Raw genomic sequence first — 16,710 nt, forward strand, 5'->3', positions numbered from 1 at the left:
TTTTAAATAGAGTTTTTTGTGAAAATACTTTTAGTGTTACAACTAATTTTTGTTCATTGTGTATTGCTGTTACCAACTGCAGCGACAGCTAACCATGGCCAGTTAAATAACAACCTAGCAATGGCTACTATATCAGTTAGCGAGCTATCAATAGGTAAAGTATCTCAAGATAAAATTAAATTATGTGCGGTTTACCCACACCTGAAAGATTCTTATTGGCTTAGCATCAACTTTGGCATGACTGAACAGGCAAAACAAAGATCAATTGAATTAAAAGTTCTAGATGCGGGAGGCTATCAGAATAAGGATGAACAGTTAAGGCAAATTGAGCAATGTATACACTGGCAAGCAAGCGCAATATTAGTAGGCTCGGTTAATTTTGAAGCCTTAAATCAAAAACTTGCCCAAGTTAACCAGCACACGCCCGTTTTTGCCTTAGTAAATGAAATAGCCACGAATAATATTACTGGCAGAACAGGGGTTTCTTGGTATCAAATGGGCTATCAGTTGGGTGAGTACCTAGTTAAGCACCATCAAAATCAGTTCAATGACACTCCTGCCACACTTGCTTGGTTTCCTGGACCTAAAAGGGGAGGGGGCAGTTTGCAATCAACTCAAGGTTTACAGGCTGCGCTTGTAAATAGTCCTATTGAAATCATCGCGATAGAGCATGGCTTAAATGAGAAGATAACGCAGTTTTCGTTGTTAAAAGGCGTCCTAAAAAAATATAACAACATCGATTATTTAGCAGGTAATGCCGTGATGGCTGAAATGGCGATAAATGAAGTCGGAGGATTACCTAAAGCGCGACAGCCTGAGATCTTAAGTCATTACCTTAGCCACGGGGTTTACCGTGGTATTAAGCGTCATAAAATATTAATGGCTAATTCAGATCAAATGGTATTACAGGGAAAAATGGCCATTAACCAAGCTGTTGATTACCTGACAACAGGAGATATAAAAACAGAACAAGGGCCTAAAATCATCACCATTGATCAAGTCAATATAAAGAAGGTGGCTGCTGACTTATCGTTATCACCAAGTCACTTTAAGCCAATTTATAGTATTAAACCTGAGAAGATAAAATAATCGCTAGCAGCTTACAAGTTTGGTAATTGATTACAACATCTATATATTAAGCTAGGTTAAATCTGCGGCGAATAAATATCCTTCACCATGAATCGTGGTGAAAACCTGCGGATCTTTCGGGTTCTCTTCTATTTTATGACGTAAACGACGAACAAGCACATCGATGGTTCTATCATTGGGGGCATCCACTCTATGCTCAATTAAATTAAGTAGTCGTTCACGGCTGAGAACACGGCTTGGATTAGCGACAAAAGCCACTAAAATATCGTATTCTGCTTTGGTTAATTTGATTGGAATATTATTTTTGAGCAATTTTCGCTTTGGAATATCAAAGCTGCATTGACCAAAATGAAATAAATCGTCATTTTCTTCATCTTCTATTGCGATAACAGATTTTTGTTCCGTCAATGATATGCGCCATAAAATATTTTTAACACGAACTAATAGCTCTCTTAGCTCAAAAGGCTTAGTGACATAATCATCAGCGCCCATCTCTAAACCAATTATTTTATCGATAGAGTCTGTTCGTCCCGTGACTAGTACTATACCAATATCAGAATGGCTACGTAGGTTTCGCGTAATCATCAAGCCATCTTCGTCAGGCAGGTTGATATCAAGCATGATCAAATCAATGTGATGGTTATCCAAGATCACATTCATTTGCGCTTTATTTTCTGCCTCGCTAACTCGATAACCAGCATGTTGAAAATAACCAACGAGCTTGGTGCGTGTTATTGCCTCATCTTCTACCACTAAAATATGTTTATCGTTCAAACTAGCTTCCTATTAGGGCTGATCAACAGAAATACCATTATCTCTGTTCAATTAAAGACAGTTTTATAATTATTTTTACATATTGTGTTCATCTAAGCACACAATGCTGTTCATAACTGAACGCTACAATACCGCCATCAAAAATAGTTTATCTGATTTATATCAATCTTGGAGTTCTAAGTTATGAATAAAGTAATAAAAACAGCAAATCGCGTTATTGTTGGCACAATGTTACTATCTTGCCCTTTATTAGCAAGTGCGGAGCAGAGTAAAGAAGAATTATTTAATGGCACTTTCAGTGGCTCTTTAGAAATGGCCACCGATTACGTTTTTCGGGGTGAGTCAGAAGTTGCTGATGGTGATATTCCTGCCATTAAAGGTAGTTTTACCTGGACTCATGAAGACGGTGTGTATGCGGGTGTATTTGGCGCAACCAATAAGTTTGAATCAACCCCAGAAATCAGAGCAGTACTAGCGCCTTATATTGGTAAGTTTGGTACTTTTGGTGATAGCGATATTAGCTACAATGTATTTTTATTTCACTATACCTATCCTGGCGTAGAAGATATGGACTACACCGAACTTTGGATGAAAGTTGCTAAAGACTTCGGCCCGGTAAAAATAGAACTTGAAGTAACCCCAACGTTAAATGATTGGTTTGGCGTTGATGGTTGGAGCGGAGTAAACTACGCGTTTCATCCAAGCAAAACCTTTACTAATGGGTTAACTGTGTCAGGCTCAGTTGGTTACCAAGAGTTATCAGGAGAAGGGGCTGAAGGCTGGACTCACTGGAACTTAGGTGTAAATAAAGATTTCTATGGCTTAAATGTTGATGTCCGTTACCACGACACTGATGTAGATAGCACTCACAAAGTTTATGGCTCTGAAGAAGGACAGCGAATATTTGATCAACGCTTTGTTTTCAGCGTTAGCAAAAGTTTTTAGTTAACCAGCATTAATTTCTAATAAGCTTAAACGCGCGTAGTAAAGCATTAGTTATAAAGCAACTAGTACAAAACAAACAAGTAGGTATGCCATTTGGTTTGCCTGCTTTTTTATTATTATGCCAATATAGCCAACAATTTTTCCCCTTGCTCCATATCAAAGTAAAGTAACAAAAATAAACTCTTCACATTTCTGTTCATATTCTTTCACAACTCAACGTAAGCTGTCATTTCTTCTATCATCGTCATTCACATTGTTTCTCTATAGTTAGCTCATCAAAAATATATTTCCAGCGATTGATTAAAGAGGAGTTTCGACATGACTGCGAAACAGCTAAATAAAGATACAGATAAACAAACGGGTGAAAATAAAAAGCGTAAAGAACTTAAGGCATTAGGATTTATTATTGTCGTACTATTTCCCGTACTCAGCATTTTCGCTATCGGTGGTTACGGCCTAATCATTTGGTTAATTCAGGCATTTGGTGGCGTAATTCCTCATTAGGAAAGCCACTCATCAATATTCAAGAATAACAAGGATTATCAACATGAAATGGTTCAAAAACCTTTGGCAAACACTTAATAAACCAGCCAAGTACTTAACCTTAGGCTCCATCAGTTTAACCGCTTTCATTATGGGCGTAATTTTTTGGGGTGGTTTCAACACCGCAATACAAGCAACCAATACCGAAGAGTTTTGTATAGGTTGTCATAGTATGGAAAGTAAACCTTATCAAGAATTACAAAAAACAGTGCATTGGTCTAATCATTCAGGTGTACGTGCAACTTGCCCTGACTGTCATGTGCCACACAGCTGGGGTCGAAAAATAGCCAGAAAAATGGAAGCATCTAGTGATGTTTGGGGTTGGTTTTTTAAAACGGTTAATACCGATGAAAAATTCGAAAGCAAACGCTTAGAAATGGCATCAAGGGAGTGGGGACGTTTTGATAGAGATGACTCACTAGCGTGTAAAAATTGTCACAATTATGACTCGATGAAATGGGAAGACATGTCAAAGCTGGCTCAAAAGCAAATGAAACGTGCGGCTGAAAAAGATCAAAGTTGTGTAGATTGTCACAAAGGCATAGCGCACATCTTACCTGATATGGGCACCGCAAGGGCACCTGAATTGATTGCTGAAGTTGGCACTGGCCCAAGTAAATTTGATGCAGGCCAAGACTACTTTACCGCATTAACCAAACCATTATTCTTTAGCTCAAACGGTGATGTTGAAGCAGGTACATTAAATGTTGCTACCAAAGTAAAAGTATTAGAAAGCAAAGATAATCGTGTGAAAGTTGCCATTAATGGCTGGCGTAAAAAAATGGGTGCAGGTCGCGTAATTTACCTTGAGTTTGGTATTAATATGCTGACCGCACAATTAACCAAAGATGCAGCAAGAGCAGAAGGTGTTATTAACGGCTTTGAAGAAAAAGAAGATGATATGACAGGGTTGAAATGGCAACGCGTTGAAACAGAGCTTTGGACTGATGCCGAGTACTTAATTACCGAGCAACAACCACTTTGGGATTATGCCAGAGATACCTTTAGAAGCAGCTGTAGTGTTTGTCATACTCAACCTGATGAAGCTCACTTTGACGCTAATACATGGCCAGGTATGTTCCAAGGCATGATAGCTTTTGTCAACATGGACCAAGATACCCAAGCACTGGTACAAAAATACTTACAACAACATTCATCAACGTTTGTTAAAGAAAAACATTAATTGGAGCCTATCCCATGAAAGAAATAGTCATGAAAAGAAGAAATTTTTTAAAGGGCATATTAGCAACATCTTTTACCCTAGCAAGTGCCGCTTCAGTGTTAACTCCATTAACGGCTTTAGCAAAAGTTGGCGCAAAAAAACGTGATGATTGGTTAACCACTGGCTCACATTTTGGTGCTTTTAAAGTAAAACGTAAAAATGGTGTTATCGACCAAGTTAAGCCATTTGATTTAGATAAGTACCCAACGGATATGATTAACGGCGTTAAGGGGTTGGTCTATAACCCATCACGTATTCGTTACCCTATGGTGCGCTTAGATTTTTTACTTAAAGGTCATAAAAGTGATACCACACAACGTGGCGATTTCCGCTTTGTTCGAGTGACTTGGGATCAAGCGCTAACATTGTTCAAACAATCACTAGATGAAGTGCAAACTAACTATGGTCCATCTGGATTACATGCAGGACAAACCGGCTGGCGTGCAACGGGTCAACTACACTCAAGCACTAGCCATATGCAACGCGCTGTTGCTATGCATGGAAACTTTGTTAAGAAAATAGGTGACTACTCTACCGGTGCTGGCCAAACGATTTTACCTTATGTTTTAGGTTCAACAGAAGTTTATGCGCAAGGTACATCATGGCCACTGATTTTAGATAATGCCAAAACCATTATCTTATGGGCTAACGATCCTTATAAAAATCTGCAAGTCGGTTGGAATGCAGAAACCCATGAAAGTTATGAATATTTAGCGCAACTAAAAGAGAAAGTAAAACAGGGAAAAATTCGGGTAATCAGCATAGATCCCGTCGCATCAAAAACGCAAGATTACTTAGGTTGTGAAAAAATCTATGTTAATCCTCAAACTGATGTCGCGCTAATGCTTGCTATCGCTTATGAGCTTTATAGCAATAATTTACATGACCAAAAATTTATTGATGGTTATAGCTTAGGTTTCGACCGCTTTGTGCCTTATTTAACAGGCGAAAGTGATGGCATTGCTAAAACACCTGAGTGGGCAGAGAAAATTACGTCAGTACCTGTTGATGTTATCAAAGACTTGGCTAAAACTATGGTCGCTGGTCGCACGCAGTTCTTAATGGGGTGGTGTATCCAACGTCAGCAACATGGTGAACAGCCTTATTGGATGGCTGCAGTCTTGGCCACTATGGTTGGTCAAATAGGACTTCCTGGTGGTGGTATAAGTTATGGTCATCATTATTCAAGCATTGGTGTTCCTTCTTCTGGCGCAGCAGCTCCAGGGGCTTTCCCTAGAAACTTAGATGAAGGGCAAAAGCCGATCTTTGATAGTAAAGACTTTAAAGGCGCAAGTAGCACTATTCCTGTTGCGCGTTGGATAGATGCAATTTTAGAGCCCGGCAAAGTGATTGATGCCAATGGCGCTAAAGTCACTTACCCTGATATTAAAATGATGATTTTCTCAGGCAATAACCCATGGAATCATCATCAAGACCGCAACCGTATGAAGGAAGCGTTTCATAAATTAGAATGTGTGGTCAGTATTGATATTAACTGGACGGCTACCTGTCGTTTCTCAGATATTGTATTGCCCGCATGTACCACGATGGAGCGTAACGATATTGATATTTATGGTAGTTACGCCAACAGAGGTTTGCTGGCAATGCAAAAAATGGTTGAGCCATTATTTGATAGCTTGTCGGATTATGAAATATTCACCCGTTTTGCCCGCATTTTAGGCAAAGAAAAAGAATATACCCGTGGTATGACCGAATTAGATTGGCTTAAAAAGCTCTATAGCGAATGTAAAACCGCTAATGACGGCAAGTTTGTTATGCCAGAATTTGAACAATTTTGGCAAGACGGTTATGTACATTTTGGTGAAGGTAAACCGTGGACTCGTCATGCTGACTTTAGAGACGACCCTGAAATTAACCCACTAGGCACACCTTCTGGTTTAATAGAGATTTTCAGCCGTAAAATCGAACGCTACCAATACGATGACTGTAAAGGTCACCCAACCTGGATGGAAAAAAGTGAACGTAGCCATGGCGGCCCTGGCTCAGATAAACACCCTATTTGGATGCAATCTTGTCACCCTGATAAACGTTTACATTCACAAATGTGTGAATCAAAAGAGTACCGTCAAACTTATGCAGTACAAGATAGAGAGCCGGTTTATTTAAATCCAGAGGATGCTAAAAAACGCGGCATAAAAAATGGTGATGTGGTGAGAGTATTTAACGACCGAGGCCAATTACTTGCTGGTGCCGTTGTTAGCAAAAACTTTCCTAAAGGCGTTATTCGTATACATGAAGGAGCTTGGTATGGTCCTGTTGGCGATGATGGCAGCATCACTGGTGGCGCTAAAGTGGGTGCATTGTGTAGCTATGGCGATCCAAATACCTTAACGCAAGATATTGGTTCATCTAAATTAGCGCAAGCTTGTTCAGCTTATACTTGTTTAGTCGATTATGAGAAATTTCGTGGTAAGTTACCACAAGTCACTTCATTCCAAGGACCATTGGAGATAGGGGCATGAGTCAAGTAAATCAAGAAACAGCACAAGGAATTTCTGAAGAAAGAGAAGCAAGAGCGGTAGTGTATAATTTTCTCTCTTCACTTTTTGCTAAAGAAGTAACCTCAGATTTAGTGGCACAATTAACCTCTGCACAAGGACAAAGTTTTTTAAATTCACTTGCCCTTGAGCCAAGCTTGACGGGGTCTATCGAAGGGATTAAAGCCAAGTTCGCTAAGCTAAATAGTGAAGAATCATTACTCGAACTTGCGGCTGATTTCTGTGGTTTATTTTTAGTGGATGGCAGAGCTAGCGTATCGCCCTATGCAGGTCAGTATGTTAGCGCTAAAAAAAGTGCAGAGCCGAGTGTTGAGACGGGAAGCAGAAGCAAGAAAGATAAAATTCAAATATTTGGTGAGCTACACCAGAAAATGACTGAATTTTTAACTGACAACAAGTTACAAATTCACAGTGACTTTCCTGAGCCTGGCGATCATATTGCAGTAATCTTGGCCTATATTGCTCATCTGTGTGTAACCGCTGAGCCTAAAGAGCAAGGTCATTTTATTAAATGCTATTTAATGACTTGGTTAAGTGATTTTACTCAACAAGTAAATGAGCATGATCATGGTCTATTTTATTCTTACGTAGCTGATTTAACCCTAGCGTGGCTTAACGTTGATACTGAATTTTTGCCAAATAACTAGAGAGCGACCAATTGAACTAAACGTAAAAGAGAGTAAGCCACAGGATTATAAGTTGGAGTGTTTGTAGTGTTAGATAAATAGACAGAATATTCATTGTAAAGGGATAGCTTAGGCTATCCCTTTTTTCCTGTACTGAACTTAGTTGCAGGTCTTTGTGACTAGCTTACATAACCTATACAGTGGCTCTTGCACTGTCTTAAAATATGAAGATGTAACCAAAAATCACTCCTCATTATCACATTCTACGCTTACAAAAGCTTACGCGCGCTTACAATAATGGATGAATTTTTACAGGATAATAACGTCTTAAAGTCTACTTAATAATTATATTCTGAAGAAGCTATGAACTTACCTAAAAAATTTGCATTATCAACTAGCCTTATTCCACTCATTCTTTGTGGAACCTTGGCAGGTTGCAATAGCGATAATACTGATAGTAGTACGACTAAACCTGCGGTTCCAAATCTACCGACAACGCCAACAGCCCCTAATCCACCCCCAAAAGAAACAAAAACTGAGTTGGAAATAGCTTTCCCATTACATACCAAAGTTTTTAATATCCCAATTCGTGGGGTATCTGGAACTTCGAAAGACGCTATGCTACATGCTGCTAACGTAATGGCACAGTATTTAGATAACAATGAAGATGGTGTGCCTGACAATCAAGCAATTGTAGATCGCATGGTTGCTCAAGAGGCAACCTTATTAATGGCTAAAAACAGTACGGATTTTGAATCGGCTGTGAAAAAATTAGAGCAAAAAGATACCTACCAAGACTTACTGGGTGATGAAGTAAAACCCAATGGTGTTGAAAATGGAGAATTTGATGCAACGTTAGAGGAAGTTTTGCATTTAATTACTCATGTTGGTTATGCCGGCGTGTATCCTGAGGTTTTTGGTGAAGTTGTTGATTCTTCTATCGCTGATGCTATGGATATTGCTCGTGGCGGACGTTTTGAAAGTATCCCTAATAGCTACCCAGATAACGCTTGGTATACCTATGATGATGAGTCTTGTGAATATGGCTGTATGATCACTGAATATACTTATTGGTCATTAACCTCCATCCTCGGTGCGCAAAAAAATCCTGGTCGAGAAGAAGAAATTAGCAATGAATGGAAACTCAACACAAAAGAAAAAGTAGCAATGCAAGATCCTACAATTTTTGCAATATTAACGGACGCTAGTTATGGACTTGCAGTTGTTTTACCTAATGGTGATTACTCAGCAAAAGAATTTACCATTGAGGGAATTGATGATCATTCAGTAGGTACTGACATTAATCATGAAATATTACAGTCAGCACTGGCTGCTAACAGTGGCTACAAAGTGGCCTATGGCGACACCACAAAAATATGGATGATGAATCCTGATGGATCTGACGTTACAGAGCTTGCTGATGCTAGTCCTATTTCTGGTTATGTCTCTTGGGGACCTGAAGCTGATTATGTTTACTTTGCGAGTGCCAAAGGCGCAAATGAAAGTGCATGGGAAGCGTTTAGAGTTAATGTAGAGACTAAAGAGTTAACGCAATTATCATTGTTTGAAGAAGATGTTCGCTCGTTAGGTGTTTCCCCTGATGGCGAATATTTAGCAATATCAATTATGAGCGGTAATTCAAATATTGGCGAAAACAATGATAACTTGACCCAGTTTCATACTGACTTGTACATAATGAAAATGAATGAAGCGAAGGATGTTTGGGCGCAAGGTAATAAGATAACAAAAGCAGACATGAGCCTATTAGTCAGCTCTCCAGCAGCTGACCAGTTTTGGTATGAAGAGTTGAATTGGAGCCCCAAAGTATCAACTGATGATGGTTTACCTGTGCTCGCTTATAGCAAAACTTGGCGATACGATGAAGATGATGTTTCTTATACCCATGTGTATACCATTAATGCCGATGGTAGCGACAATACACTCATTGCTGAAAATAAAGACCAGCCCATTTATGACTTCGATGGACAACGCCTAACTTTCCTTGATTTATCTTACTTTGATTTTTCAGATCACACCTTGCACCAACTAAAAGTCACTGGGATTAGCCAAGAAATTTCTGCCCCTGCAATATCACCGGATGGAAACTTTATGATATTTGAAGTAGGTGATGAGAACCGCAAAGCCGGTATGGCTCGCATAAGCGAAGAGAATGACAATGAAGGGGTCATTATTGGTGAACTCAACGTTTATGAACCACGATGGTCACCAGTTCCTGTTAACTAACACCATTTATCAATAAATCTTTTAGATAATATATCACTAGATGTCTATCTCAATGGATAGGCATCATCTCCGTAATAAGGACAGAAAAATGAAAGAAAAATTATTAGTAACGACGTTAGTACTTTGTTTAGTGGCGTGTAATGGTAATGAAGATAAAAATACTACATCAACAACGAGCACAACCCCCACTACAGCAGTAACTGAACTAGCATCTGAATTAGATGAGAAATTTTTACTGCAAGTTAAGAAAACAATGGATGTGGTTGAATCACAAAAACTTTGGCATGGGTATGATTATAAGTCTGTACCACAATATTTTATACGAAGAGAAAACGGTAAGCCTGTTACTGCTTTTGTGATTAACCCGCAAACGACGATAGATAATGCACAGCAACTTGGTAAAAACGAGTCGCAAGGACTTAATGTTCTGCAATATGAAGGCAGTATGCATAGTGCAAATGATAAGTTAAAAGCAGGTAATGACGCCTATGATTATGACTTTAAAATTGATGGTAAAGGCTATTATATTCAATCTTACTCACAAGGTGAGGTTGAGATTCTTGACCCGGTAATCACCAGTGCTTTTTCATTAGCCGTGCATGAAGTCTTTCATGCTTATCAAGGTAAAAACTTTAAAAATCCTCCACATTATGAACAACTAGCTTTTGACAAGTTTGATACATATCCGCTGAATAATGAATTATTGTCGTTACAGCTTATGTTAATGGATACTTTAAAGGAATTTCCTGTGGATGCCACATCACAAGAAGAAGTTAAAATAGCCCTTAAAAAATACTATGTGATTATTCATGAGATGCTTAAACGCGACCCTACTGCGCATAGTGGTTTTCAAACAGGTTTAATTTATAAGCATGGTTTAGGTCAAGAGCTATATGAGGGAAGTGCATTGTATATAGATAAAATGGCCAGTAGAAAAGTATTAGAGGTGGCAAAAGACAGCAAGTTTATATTTCATATCCCCTTTGAAATGGATAAAGTTTCGGATGGATATGCTACTTTAAAGACTCAAAAAGATGTCATTGACTATTTTGCCTTCCAAGTATTTTATTATACTGGCGCCAATGCGATTTGGCTTCTTAATCAAGCAGGTTATGACTTGAAGGAGTTAGAAGGCGGGAGCTACCCCTATAATGCAGCAAAGGGATATTTAAAAATGTCAGAAGTAGAAGAAATGAATTTACTGGCAGAATTGAAACAAAGCATTCAATGGACACATGCACAAGCCGCAGCACTTCGTTATAATAGTTTACAATAACCAGCTGAATTTAAGAGGGTTAACCCCTCTTTCTCTTAGTTAAATCTGTCTTTAAACACAGATGTTGATATTCCATAAATTAAAGAACTTAAAACATAATGACCAAGACTAAAATTCTCATCATTGAAGATGATGCTGAGATATCTCGATTAACGGCAATGTATTTGGAAGCGGAAGGTTTTGATACTCGTATCATTGATGATGGCCTCGCTGCACAGACGGCAATAAAAAATTATGTCCCTGATTTAGTTATTTTAGACTTGATGTTACCTGGTTTGTCAGGCATCGAAATATGCAAACAATCGAGAGCTTTTTATTGTGGTCCTATTTTAATCTTAACCGCCTGTGATGATGATGTGAGTGAAGTCAGTTTACTCAAGTTAGGGGCCGACGACTTTTTAACCAAACCCCTAAAGCCTCATGTACTTGTTGCTCGCATAGAAGCATTGATGCGAAGAGTTACACCGACTGAAGTAAAACAGGAAAAGAGCAAACACAGTAGACTTACCATTGATCTTGACCGACAAACAGTAACTTTTGATGGTGCAGTATTGAGTTTAACTGGGGCTGAGTTTGAGATGTTAGTGCTATTGAATAACAGTATGGGAACCCCTGTATCTAGGGAAGATTGCTGTCAAGCGCTAAGAGGTCTCGAACATGACTTTAACGATAGATCAATTGATATGCGAATTAGTGGCTTACGTAAAAAAATTCATGATGATCAAATGCCCTATAAAATCATCACCACAGTAAGAAATAAAGGTTATATGTTACTTAATGGTTAGACTACAATCTCTTTCTTTGTTTACACGTTTATACCTCAATATTGCTATTGCAGTGATTATTAGTGGTACTTTAGCCCTTATTGTTATTGATAAATGGGATCGCCAAAACGAAATTGATGAGTTTGTTTTCTTCACAGACTATGTGTACGCAGACCTTTTAAAGCAAGGTGAAATAAAACCTAATGATAAGCAGCAAAAGATAAATCAGAGTCAAAATATAATCGACGTACTGTCGATGAGTTGGCAAATAGTGTCAAGGGACACATCTCCTTGTGATGGTTGTGAGTTGGTAGGGCGCTCAGGAAAGGTAGATGTTTATGGTAATGATTTAGAACAGTTTATGGCTGTTTATATTCTCCCTAAATCTAATACTTGGCTGCTTATAGGTGATTTAGAAACGGAGACAGTCATACTTGATGAAACTGAAGGTCTACTATACCCAGAACAATATGCTGAGCAATACCAAGATGAAGACTTAGAACAGGAAGAGCTTTCATTTGATGAAATAGCACCAATGTTGTTGTTAAGTATCGTATTAATTACCATCGCAAGCACCATTTACTGGCCAATTAGATCATTACAAAATCAAATTGAAAAATTGATAAAAATTCAACATCAATTTGGTGCGGGTGATATGAATATTAAAGCAGAAGAGAAGTTAGCTAAACCCTTAAATGAGCTAGCCTCAAGTTTTAATGTTATGGCAAGTTCGATTAAAGATACTGTGAATGAAAACCAGCTGTTTGCTCAGGCGGTGCCGCATGAAGTACGAACACCTTTAAGTCGAATTCAACTAGCAACAGGCTTGCTTAGAAAAAGCAATGAAAGTAAACAGGCAACTGAATTATTAGACAATATCGATACTTATATTGGAGATATTAATGAATTGATCAGTCAGGTGGTGGCTTTTTCTCGTTTAAATTCAACTAACGACGAAGGTGAATTTGAACTTTATCAATCCATTGAGCTTTCTGGTTTTATTGACTCTAGAATAAAAGCGATTAAATGCGAAGAGAAACTAACGGTAATTCGACACATAGATATGTCACTCGAAATAACAACGAATCCTGTTTATCTTCGGCTGCTAGTTGATAACCTATTAAAAAATGCCTGCATCCACGCTAACGCTCAAATAACTATTTCAGTGAGTATAATCAAGGGACAACTTGAACTTGCCATAGAAGATGACGGCGAGGGGATTCCTAAAGAATCTTTTGATACTATATTTATGCCTTTTTCTCGTTTAGATGTAAGTCGGAGCCGAAAAACTGGTGGGCTAGGCCTAGGTTTAGCCATATCGAAAGCGGCTTGTAAAAGAATGAATAGTGAACTCACTGTCGAAAATAGTCAAACGAGTGGAGCTAAGTTCACTTGCCGTTTTTCTAATGCTGTTTGAACAGATCAACAAAGTTCTTAAGCAGACTATAGTACCGCGATATTTATTGTCATAGACCATATAAAAAGTACTTCCAACGGATATTGATTTTATTGACCCTGCCATCAATTATTAACTAGCCCTAATTGCCGCGTAAAAATAATTAACTCAGGAGAAACATTCTGTTAACATCGCTTTGCTTCTTGAATGAAGGTGGTGAGATAACTCGACAGATTAGCCTAGATAATAAGTTTAAACACTGGAAAATAAGACTCTACACTGAGTATTTTATTCGTATCCAAGTGATAGCTACTCGCTATTCATGTGCTATGCCCCTAAATAACTTTCGTTACAGCAAATATAAAGTGCTTACCAACTAAGCACTATTTGTGATTCTCAACTAACAGATGATTTTGAATATGATACTTACACAGACTTACAAACGACGATTTCCTCTTACATTAGCTTACTTTGTAAGTGCCCTCTAACTGCTAACCTTCACGAGTACCTTTTACCAGAACGGTAATGTTTTTTGGAGTAAACTTAATGAAATTTAATAACTTTGTCATCGCGTTTGTTAGCACAGCTATCACTCTTTATAGCCAAGCCAGTTCAGCAGCACCTTCTTCTGGCTCAGGTGAACAAATAAAGAGAAGCACATCACAACGAATTATCAATGGTGTAGAAGCAAAAAAAGACGATTACCCATTTATTACTGGCTTAATTGCTTCATCGACTAGAGAAGGCGGCGAAATATCACCCTTTTGTGGCGCTTCTTTTATTGGTGGTCATTATATATTAACGGCATCACATTGTGTTGATGGCTCTATCGCTTCAGACATCGATGTGGTTGTTGGCGAACACGATCTTAAAGACCGAACTACTGGAGTTCGTTATAAAGTCGCGCAAATATATATGCATGAAGGTTATGACTCTGTTGCTACTAACAATGATATAGCAATACTTGAATTAGAAACCGCCATTACCAATGTAACACCGATTAAACCCTTAACAGTAGAGCTTGAATCATTGTTAAATACTGGCGACCTATTAACGGTAATGGGCTGGGGGAATTTATCAGTTGAAGACCAGTCATTTCCTACTGTTTTGCAAGAGGTTGATGTTGCGCTATACGACCGAGCTGAGTGTAATACTGCCTATGGTGGTGGGCTGACTGAGCAAATGCTTTGTGCTGGTTTTGCCGCAGGAGGTAAAGATTCTTGTCAAGGTGATAGTGGTGGCCCGTTAGTGATAAACAAAAACGGAGAGTGGTATCAGGCTGGCGTAGTTAGTTTTGGCGAAGGCTGCGCAGTACCAGGTTTTCCTGGGGTGTATGCTCGTGTTTCGCAGTTCCTTGATTGGATAAAACAAAAGAAAGCCGGCGTATCCTATCAACAAAAGCCTAATCTTGGTTATGTTGAGAATGGTTATGAAGATACCACGATTTTGAAATTTAAGAATTTAAGCGCCATAGAATATACGATTACAGATATTCAGTTTACCGACTTAAAAAATGTTGCTCAACCGACGATCGAGTCAAATAATTGTAATAGCACAGCACTAAAACAAAATGAGAGTTGTGAGTTTAGCGTTAAAGTTACCAGCAGCCAATTAGGTCAAGGTGGCTTTAACATCAGCGTTAGCACTACTCACCCAGAAAATAGCCTTGCTGAGCAATTCTTCTCTATTAATGCTCTTGAAAAATCAACTTTAGACATGCAAACATTGCTCGATATTAATAATGACAATGTTGAATGGTACTCTGGCGGAGATGCTGTATGGCAAGCGCAAACGACTAAGGTACTCAGAGGTGAGAATGCTGTTGCATCGGGTGACATAATCAATGCTCAGAATTCGGTACTGCTAGCGATTATTAAAAATCCTGACGTTAATAATTTTTCTTTTCATTATTTAGTTCAAGCTGAAGAAGGATATGATGGTTTAAAAATAGCGCTTAATGGCCACAATACGGGATTTTTCGCTACGGGCATAACACAAGAAATATTTAGAGAAGAAAAAATTGCGTTAACAGAAGGCACTGATCGAATCGCTTTTATCTTTTCAAAAGATGAGAGTGATGATGGTGCTGAAGTCGGGCTTAACAAAGCCTATATTGATTTTGTGAGCACTAATACATCGAACACCGCACCTGTCATTAATTTATCTCAGGCAGTCTATGCAGTAAATACTCAAAAAGAAGTATTATTAGATGCGTCGAAAAGTACAGATAAAGAGGGTAACTCTCTTACTTATAAATGGGAGTTAGTTGGCGATAAACTTGGCGCTGTACTTAAAAATGCAAATTTGGCCCAAGCAACGTTTGTGGCAGGTGATAAAGCAGGTAAAGTTACCTTTAAAGTTATTGTGACAGATCAACAGGGCGCTACTTCAAGTAAAGTGGGAAGCGTAACTATCACAAAAGATACTACTGTGGTTAAAGCAGCTGCAGAAACGAAAAAGAGTGGCGGAGCAGGTGGGTTTTTACTGCTATTCTCATTGTTATTTTTACCGCTGAGAAGTCGTAAGTAGTAATCTTTTATTGAGTGATTTTGTCTCACTCATTTATGTTTTTATTAAGGGAAGTTATGAGTCAATCAATCAAGTCTATTCAAGTCATGCTTATGTTACTGCTCATTATGGCTACCTCAGCTTGTTCAGCGCTATCAACAGAAGAAAAGAAAGAGAATTTAACCACGCACGATAATTCTCTTGAAGTTATATATGGTTTTGATGTCAAAACAGATGGTTTATGGTTTTTAGTGAAGTCTAATGGTTGTACTAGCAAAAAAAACTTTAACTTAACCGTTAAACGCATAGATAATGATACTGCACAAGCCAGTCTTTTTCGTACAAAACGTGATTTATGCCGGGGGTTACCTCGATTAGTAAGTATTAAAATGCCAATAAACGATAGCAATATTACGGGCAAGCACTTTACCGCACGTAACCCATTTTCGCATAAACCAGTAAGTAAAAAGAAAAAGATGTAAATAACCTGAGCTCTGCTTAATAAATGTTTCACTAGCAGCTATTTTTACTGACTTCTGCGTTAAATTCACTTGCAATAGGCTAGCTATTGACGCGCAAATTTACCTTGAATTAAGAAAAACTATCAAGCTATCGAAAGTGAAATAATTTAAGGTATATGTTTCAAAGCATTAACTATCTCTTAAACAGAGTTCAGGTTAAATAGCATAATTGAAGTTCCCTTATAACCAGTCATATATAGTTATGAGGGAACTGATAATCTCAATAAAACGCTGACAAGGCGATATTCTTATTGTTATTGGAAGTAGCCATTTTTATGGCCAT

Annotated in this window: 13 protein-coding genes; 12 read left to right on the forward strand and 1 reads right to left on the reverse strand. The window is 38.3% G+C overall.

The features are described from left to right. The first annotated feature begins 18 nt into the window (after positions 1 to 18). Positions 19 to 1,089 carry a TMAO reductase system periplasmic protein TorT gene (gene torT / locus ND2E_RS15895; RefSeq protein WP_033092861.1) on the forward strand — a complete coding sequence of 357 codons (1,071 nt, stop codon included), beginning with the start codon at positions 19 to 21 and terminating at the stop codon, positions 1,087 to 1,089. Positions 1,090 to 1,140: 51 nt separating this feature from the next. Here torT and torR read toward each other — a convergent pair whose 3' ends face one another. After that, on the reverse strand, positions 1,141 to 1,863 hold the full coding sequence (gene torR, locus ND2E_RS15890; RefSeq protein WP_033092862.1) for a two-component system response regulator TorR: 723 nt from the start codon (positions 1,861 to 1,863) through the stop codon (positions 1,141 to 1,143). A gap of 183 nt (positions 1,864 to 2,046) precedes the next feature. Between torR and ND2E_RS15885 the strand changes: the two genes are divergently transcribed. The 11 genes from ND2E_RS15885 to ND2E_RS15840 all read left to right on the forward strand — a co-directional run bounded on the left by ND2E_RS15885 (position 2,047) and on the right by ND2E_RS15840 (position 16,388). Beyond that, positions 2,047 to 2,808 carry a TorF family putative porin gene (locus ND2E_RS15885; protein WP_081961978.1) on the forward strand — a complete coding sequence of 254 codons (762 nt, stop codon included), beginning with the start codon at positions 2,047 to 2,049 and terminating at the stop codon, positions 2,806 to 2,808. Between the two features lie 318 nt (positions 2,809 to 3,126). After that, entirely contained in the window at positions 3,127 to 3,312 is a 186-nt protein-coding gene (gene torE / locus ND2E_RS15880; protein WP_033092863.1) for a trimethylamine N-oxide reductase system protein TorE, read from the forward strand. Between the two features lie 43 nt (positions 3,313 to 3,355). Next, the gene (gene torC, locus ND2E_RS15875; protein WP_033092864.1) at positions 3,356 to 4,534 is read left to right on the forward strand and encodes a pentaheme c-type cytochrome TorC; all 1,179 of its coding nucleotides are present in this window, start codon (positions 3,356 to 3,358) and stop codon (positions 4,532 to 4,534) included. 29 nt (positions 4,535 to 4,563) lie between these two features. After that, positions 4,564 to 7,056 carry a trimethylamine-N-oxide reductase TorA gene (gene torA / locus ND2E_RS15870; RefSeq protein ID WP_033092913.1) on the forward strand — a complete coding sequence of 831 codons (2,493 nt, stop codon included), beginning with the start codon at positions 4,564 to 4,566 and terminating at the stop codon, positions 7,054 to 7,056. Continuing rightward, positions 7,053 to 7,739 (forward strand): molecular chaperone TorD, encoded by a 687-nt coding sequence (gene torD, locus ND2E_RS15865; protein ID WP_052056274.1) that lies wholly within the window; start codon positions 7,053 to 7,055, stop codon positions 7,737 to 7,739. The genes torA and torD overlap by 4 nt, the downstream gene beginning before the upstream one ends. A 342-nt stretch (positions 7,740 to 8,081) precedes the next feature. Then, positions 8,082 to 9,962, forward strand: coding sequence for a TolB-like translocation protein (locus ND2E_RS15860; RefSeq protein ID WP_033092865.1), 1,881 nt, complete (start codon positions 8,082 to 8,084; stop codon positions 9,960 to 9,962). Positions 9,963 to 10,050: 88 nt separating this feature from the next. Then, complete coding sequence (locus ND2E_RS15855; protein ID WP_033092866.1) at positions 10,051 to 11,238, forward strand: hypothetical protein; 1,188 nt, start codon at positions 10,051 to 10,053, stop codon at positions 11,236 to 11,238. 98 nt (positions 11,239 to 11,336) lie between these two features. Further along, positions 11,337 to 12,023, forward strand: coding sequence for a response regulator transcription factor (locus ND2E_RS15850; protein ID WP_033092867.1), 687 nt, complete (start codon positions 11,337 to 11,339; stop codon positions 12,021 to 12,023). Next, positions 12,016 to 13,419: a sensor histidine kinase gene (locus tag ND2E_RS15845; protein WP_033092868.1), complete on the forward strand. Its 1,404-nt coding sequence runs from the start codon at positions 12,016 to 12,018 to the stop codon at positions 13,417 to 13,419. The genes ND2E_RS15850 and ND2E_RS15845 overlap by 8 nt, the downstream gene beginning before the upstream one ends. A gap of 525 nt (positions 13,420 to 13,944) precedes the next feature. After that, entirely contained in the window at positions 13,945 to 15,927 is a 1,983-nt protein-coding gene (locus ND2E_RS22335; RefSeq protein ID WP_052056276.1) for a S1 family peptidase, read from the forward strand. Positions 15,928 to 15,983: 56 nt separating this feature from the next. Next, positions 15,984 to 16,388, forward strand: coding sequence for a hypothetical protein (locus ND2E_RS15840; RefSeq protein ID WP_033092869.1), 405 nt, complete (start codon positions 15,984 to 15,986; stop codon positions 16,386 to 16,388). The last annotated feature ends 322 nt before the right edge of the window (positions 16,389 to 16,710 follow it).

It is taken from the genome of Colwellia psychrerythraea, from assembly GCF_000764225.1.
Lineage (GTDB): Bacteria > Pseudomonadota > Gammaproteobacteria > Enterobacterales > Alteromonadaceae > Colwellia > Colwellia psychrerythraea_D.

Coding starts and splice junctions, on each gene's coding strand:
- torA (WP_033092913.1), top strand. CDS start 4,564: ATGAAAAGAAGAAATTTTTTAAAGGGCATATTAGCAACATCTTTTACC.
- ND2E_RS15840 (WP_033092869.1), top strand. CDS start 15,984: ATGAGTCAATCAATCAAGTCTATTCAAGTCATGCTTATGTTACTGCTC.
- torD (WP_052056274.1), top strand. CDS start 7,053: ATGAGTCAAGTAAATCAAGAAACAGCACAAGGAATTTCTGAAGAAAGA.
- ND2E_RS15850 (WP_033092867.1), top strand. CDS start 11,337: ATGACCAAGACTAAAATTCTCATCATTGAAGATGATGCTGAGATATCT.
- ND2E_RS22335 (WP_052056276.1), top strand. CDS start 13,945: ATGAAATTTAATAACTTTGTCATCGCGTTTGTTAGCACAGCTATCACT.
- torE (WP_033092863.1), top strand. CDS start 3,127: ATGACTGCGAAACAGCTAAATAAAGATACAGATAAACAAACGGGTGAA.
- ND2E_RS15855 (WP_033092866.1), top strand. CDS start 10,051: ATGAAAGAAAAATTATTAGTAACGACGTTAGTACTTTGTTTAGTGGCG.
- ND2E_RS15845 (WP_033092868.1), top strand. CDS start 12,016: ATGGTTAGACTACAATCTCTTTCTTTGTTTACACGTTTATACCTCAAT.
- torC (WP_033092864.1), top strand. CDS start 3,356: ATGAAATGGTTCAAAAACCTTTGGCAAACACTTAATAAACCAGCCAAG.
- ND2E_RS15885 (WP_081961978.1), top strand. CDS start 2,047: ATGAATAAAGTAATAAAAACAGCAAATCGCGTTATTGTTGGCACAATG.
- ND2E_RS15860 (WP_033092865.1), top strand. CDS start 8,082: ATGAACTTACCTAAAAAATTTGCATTATCAACTAGCCTTATTCCACTC.